This window comes from Frankia sp. CcMO1 (assembly GCF_977945845.1).
Genome location: NZ_CDWTMG010000302.1, coordinates 1 through 4,956, shown reverse-complemented (window position 1 = coordinate 4,956; position 4,956 = coordinate 1). Strand labels below are relative to the sequence as shown.

Below are 4,956 nucleotides of genomic sequence, written 5' to 3'. Positions count from 1 at the left end.
TTACCGAACTGGCTGGGGTCTCACGCCCACCCCGGTTAACTTCGAAGACCCTGAAAACCTCGACCGGCTTCGCCCATCCCAGCGTCTGCCGTGGCCTGGTGGGTGGCCGCGTCGGGTTTGATGCACGGGTTGCCGCGGGATTGTCAATCTCGGGCTTGTCGGTTTCTCGGGCCCGTCAGCCGGCCCGTTCGGGAACGATTTTGCTGACGATGTGCTCAGCGATCGCCAACGACGCCGTCGCGCCGGGAGACGGCGCGTTACGGACATGCACGACCCGCCCGTTGTGGGACAGGACGAAGTCGTCGACGAGGCTACCGTCGCGGGCGACGGCCTGGGCCCGGACTCCCGCGGGGCCGCGAACCACGTCGGTGGCCCGCAGGTCGGGGACATAGCGCCGGGCCTCGGCGACGAAGGCCCGCTTGCTCGCCGTGCGCAGCATCTCCTTGGCGCCGGTCTTCCAGTGGGTCTTCGCCATCTTGTGGAACCCCGGCCAGGCGAGCGTCCGTCGCAGGTCGGTGCCCTGGACGGTGCTGACCGTGTACCCCTCTCGGGCAGTGGCCAGCACCGCGTTCGGCCCGACCAGGATCTCCCCGTCGATGCGCTTGGTGAGATGGATGCCGAGGAAGGGATATCGCGGATCCGGAACCGGATAGATCAGCCCATGGACGAGGCCACGCCGCTCGGGGCGCAGCAGCCAGTAGTCGCCCCGGAAGGGAACGATCTGCGGGGAGGCGTCCTCACCGGTCAGCGTCGCCACCAGGTCCGACTGCAGCCCGGCACAGGAGATCAGCAGGTCGAACGGCCCGACGCTTTCGGAGACGACGGCGACCCGGCCACCGTCGCGAGACGCTAGCTCGTGATTGCCGTTGGGTCGCGCGCGCGCGGTTCCGGCGACCGTGAGGCGGAGGTGGACGCCGGCTGGGCGATCCTCCACCCCGATCACCTCGGCTCCGGTGCGCACGGCCCCGCCAGCGGCGACGATCTCGGTACGCAGGGCCCGCGCGACCCCGGGATAGTCGATGATGGCGGTGGTGGGTGAGTGCAGGGCGGCGACCCCGCGGGCGTGGGGTTCGACGGACCGCAGCTCGTCGGCGTCGAGCATCCGGGTCCGCGGTACGCCGTTCGCCGCCGCCCGCTTCTCGATCTCGGCCAACCGTTCGAGCTCGCTGTTGTCGACGGCGATCACGATCTTGCCGCACTCGTCGTACCGGATGCGGTGCGTGGCGCAGAACTCCCGCAGCAGCCCGACCCCACGGCGGCACAGGGTCGCTTTGAGCGAGCCTGGGACGTAGTAGAGACCGGCGTGGACGACGCCGCTGTTGCGGCCGGTCTGATGCCGGGCGATGTCCTGTTCCTTCTCGAACACCGTCACGGCCGATCCCGGTTCGACCTGCCCGAGCCGACGGGCGACCGCCAGCCCGAGAATTCCACCGCCGATCACCGCGATGCGACCTGCCACGCCCGTCCCCTGTCCGTCCGTCGAAAGCGTGAATCCCGATCACGCCGATCGTACGAATCCAGTATCGGCGTGCACGGTATGTTACGAGTCGGTAGTCAGCCCGGTAGCCAGCCGGGTGTCCCGCGGGCTCAGCCGAAGAAGTGGCCGGGCGGGTGGGCCCGGTCGGTGCGCGAGCGCGGTGTGCCGCGCAGCGCGTCGGTGAGCGTCCGCGCGGTGTTGACCAGGGGGACGTGGCTGAACGCCTGCGGGAAGTTACCCGTCATCCGGCCCAGCCTGGGGTCGTACTCCTCCGCGAGGAGCCCGACGTCGTTACGCAACGACAGCAGGCGTTCGAACAGCTCCTGAGCCTCGTGGACCCGCCCGGACAGGGCGTAGTTGTCGGTCAACCAGAAGGTGCAGGCCAGGAAGGCGCCCTCGCCCGCGGGCAGTCCGTCGACCGCGCCGTCCTCGGCCGTCGGATACCGCAGGACGAACCCGTCCTCCATCAGCTCCCGCTCGATGGCGGCGACTGTTCCCACGGCGCGGGGGTCGGTGGCGGGCAGGAACCCCACCAGCGGCATGTACAGCAGCGCCGCGTCGAGTTCCTTGGAGCCGTAGAACTGGGTGAAGGTGTTGCGTTCGGAGTCGAACCCGCGGGTGCAGACCTCCGTGTGGATCTCGTCCCGCAGCGCCGACCAGCGGTCGACGGGGCCCGGTAGCCGGGACTCGACGATCCCGCGTACCGCCCGGTCGGCCGCGACCCAGGCCATCACCTTCGAGTGGACGAAGTGGCGGCGGGGGCCGCGTACCTCCCAGATGCCCTCGTCGGTCTTCCGCCAGCCGGTCTCGAGGAAGTCCATCAGCTTGGTCTGCAGCGGCCAGGAGTCGTCCGCATGGCTCTCGGTGATGGTCTGCCCGCCGGGGAGCGCCAGCCCGGGCACGGGCTGGCGACGGTTGGCGACCGCGACCCGCGCGACATGCAGGGCATCGAGGACCTCGCCGTAGACGTCGAGCTGGAACTGGTCGACGGCGGCATTGCCGACCCGCACCGGGGCGGAGTTCTCGTACCCCGGTAGCCACGGGATCTCGTATTCGGGCAGCCGGCGTTCCCCGGCCACGCCGTACATGATCTGTACCCGGGAGGGGTCACCGGCGACCGCGCGCAGCAGCCACTCCCGCCAGGCGGTTGCCTCGCTGGTGAACCCGGCGTCGAGCAGGGCGAGCAGCGTGATCGTCGCGTCCCGCAGCCAGCAGTACCGGTAGTCCCAGTTGCGCACGCCGCCGATGTGTTCCGGCAGCGAGGTCGTGACGGCGGCGACGATCCCTCCGGTCGGGGCGTAGGTGAGCGCCTTGAGGGTGATCAGCGACCGGCGGACGGCCGGCTGCCACTGGCCGTCGTAGGTGCAGCCCGCCATCCAGTCCGACCACCACGCCTCGGTGAGGGTGATCATGCGCCGGACGTCGTGGGACGGCGGGGGAGTCTGATGGGAGGGGGCCCAGGTCAGCGAGAACGGTACCGACTGGCCGGCGGCGACGTGGAAGTCGGCGTAGGTGGCCATGTCGTGCCCCTCCATCGGGGCGGTTGTCCGCAGGGTGACCGCATCCGGCCCGGCCACCGCCGACATGGTGTGCTCGTCCACCCGGCGGACCCACGGCACGATGGAGCCGTAGTCGAAGCGGAACCGGGTCTCCGATCGGAGGTGGACCGCACCCTCGAGGCATTCGACCAGGCGGAGCACGGTGTGCGTGCCGGCGCGGGGGAACATCGCGTCGACGATGCGCACGGTGCCGGACGCGGTCGTCATGTCCGTCTCCAGCACCAGCGTGTCGCCCCGGTAGCGCCGGCTGATGCCCAGGACCGGCTCGACGGGCGCGATCTTCCAGTGGCCGGCCTCGGAGTCGCCGAGCAGGGCGGCGAAGCACGACGGCGAGTCGAATCGGGGCAGGCACAACCAGTCGATCGACCCAGTGCGCGACACGAGCGCCGCGGAGTGGGTGTCGCCGATCAGCGCGTAGTCCTCGATCAGGGATGGCACGACCTGTTCCTCGCTCCCATGGTCCACTGGTTGTGATCATCGTTGGATCGATGATCGTCGGATAATTGATGATCATCGGGGTCGATGTCATCGGGGTCGCCCGCCGTTGGGCGCGATCGCGGGCACAGCGCCGCCGGTCGACGGTGAACCGGTACGAGCACGCCGCGCAGCGGTGGGCCGGCGGTTACCCGTGGCGGAGGTCGCTAAGCCTCATGAGGGCGTTTACCTTACGGACCCGCTCGGCGGACTACGTTGGGGGTCCGGTCATGGCGGTGCTCCAGCCGTCGTCCGGACCAGATTTCCTTCCCCGATGTGACAGGACTCACCACGTGGCCCCATCGTCGTCACCTGCTGTCACCCGTGCCGCTCGCTACCTGGCCGACCCTCGGCGCCGGACGATGGTCGTCGTGGCGGTACTCGCCACCATCGGCCTGATCGTCTTCGGGATCTACGCGACGTTGGACGGGCCGCCGCCGCAACAGGAGGCCGTCGTGTACTTCGCCCCGGGAGCCACCGAGGCGCAGAAGGACGCGGTGCGCGCCGCGTGCCCCTCGGTGGGCAGGGCCATCCAGCTGCCGAAGGACCGCAACCAGCTGGCCACCAGCCGGATCTATCCGCTGCGGTACGACGTTGCGAAGGCGTCGACCGTCGACCGCGCGGCCCTGTACAAGTGCGTGTACGCCCAGCCGCACGTACTCGGGATCAGTCAGGTCACCCAGGGCCAGTAGACCTTCGCCCATCAGGATCGACTCTTCTCCGGCTCCCGTTGGGCGAGGAGTTCGGCGGGCGTGGGCCGGCCGGCATCGCGGGCCTCCTTCGCCTGCCAGAGACTCACGATCATGGTGGTCAGGATGACGAGCCCACTGAGGATCAGGCTTCCGCCGGACCACCCGGAGGACGCGGGAAGGGTGTCGACCACGATCCACGCGATTCCCGCGGCGATCATCCCCAGCGCGAACAGAATCGTGAACGCCGACGAGAACCGGTTCGCGGCCGCCTGATCGGCGAGGTCGGCGGCCTTGCGCCGGGCCTGCTCGAAACGGCCGCGCGCCCACTCGTACTCCAGGCTCAGGATGAAGAACCCGAGCGCCACGACGAGGAATCCCGGGCCCGGCAGCGCCAACATCGCGATCCCGAGGCCGAGGACGCCGAGACCCAGCACGGTCAGGGCGATCCGGCGGAACAGGCGGGCGCTTCGGGTCAGCACGTCGGGTAACCCTCCTGAGCGGATCGTGGACGGGGCGGGAGTGTCCTCTGGGACGGTGCTCTACTGCGACGCTCTACTGCGACGGTGTCCTACTGCGACGTTCTTCCGTCATAACGCATCACGCAAGAACATCGTGGCGGGGATCTCCTCGACCTCCTCGACCGATACGTGTCGTGATGCCGACATGCCAACATGCCGACGGGGCGCGGGGATTCGCGGCTCCGCGGGGGTAGGGCCGGGCGGGCCCTCCGGGCGCACCGTCTAGGCTTGTCTTC

The 4,956-nt window shown here is 69.6% G+C and carries 4 protein-coding genes; 1 reads left to right on the top strand and 3 read right to left on the bottom strand.

Annotated features, from left to right (window positions below):
- Window positions 1-175: 175 nt before the first annotated feature.
- Both AC08OU_RS22520 and AC08OU_RS22515 read right to left on the bottom strand, forming a co-directional pair.
- Entirely contained in the window at window positions 176-1,459 is a 1,284-nt protein-coding gene (locus AC08OU_RS22520; protein WP_476602080.1) for an L-2-hydroxyglutarate oxidase, read from the bottom strand.
- 128 nt (window positions 1,460-1,587) lie between these two features.
- Window positions 1,588-3,474: a glycoside hydrolase family 15 protein gene (locus AC08OU_RS22515; protein ID WP_476602081.1), complete on the bottom strand. Its 1,887-nt coding sequence runs from the start codon at window positions 3,472-3,474 to the stop codon at window positions 1,588-1,590.
- 329 nt (window positions 3,475-3,803) lie between these two features.
- On the opposite strand from AC08OU_RS22515, the gene AC08OU_RS22510 reads away from it, so the two are divergent.
- A complete protein-coding gene (locus tag AC08OU_RS22510) occupies window positions 3,804-4,202 on the top strand; it encodes a hypothetical protein (protein ID WP_462203487.1) in 399 nt (132 codons plus the stop codon).
- 11 nt (window positions 4,203-4,213) lie between these two features.
- Here AC08OU_RS22510 and AC08OU_RS22505 read toward each other — a convergent pair whose 3' ends face one another.
- Window positions 4,214-4,681 (bottom strand): PGPGW domain-containing protein, encoded by a 468-nt coding sequence (locus AC08OU_RS22505; RefSeq protein ID WP_462203488.1) that lies wholly within the window; start codon window positions 4,679-4,681, stop codon window positions 4,214-4,216.
- Window positions 4,682-4,956 lie beyond the last annotated feature (275 nt).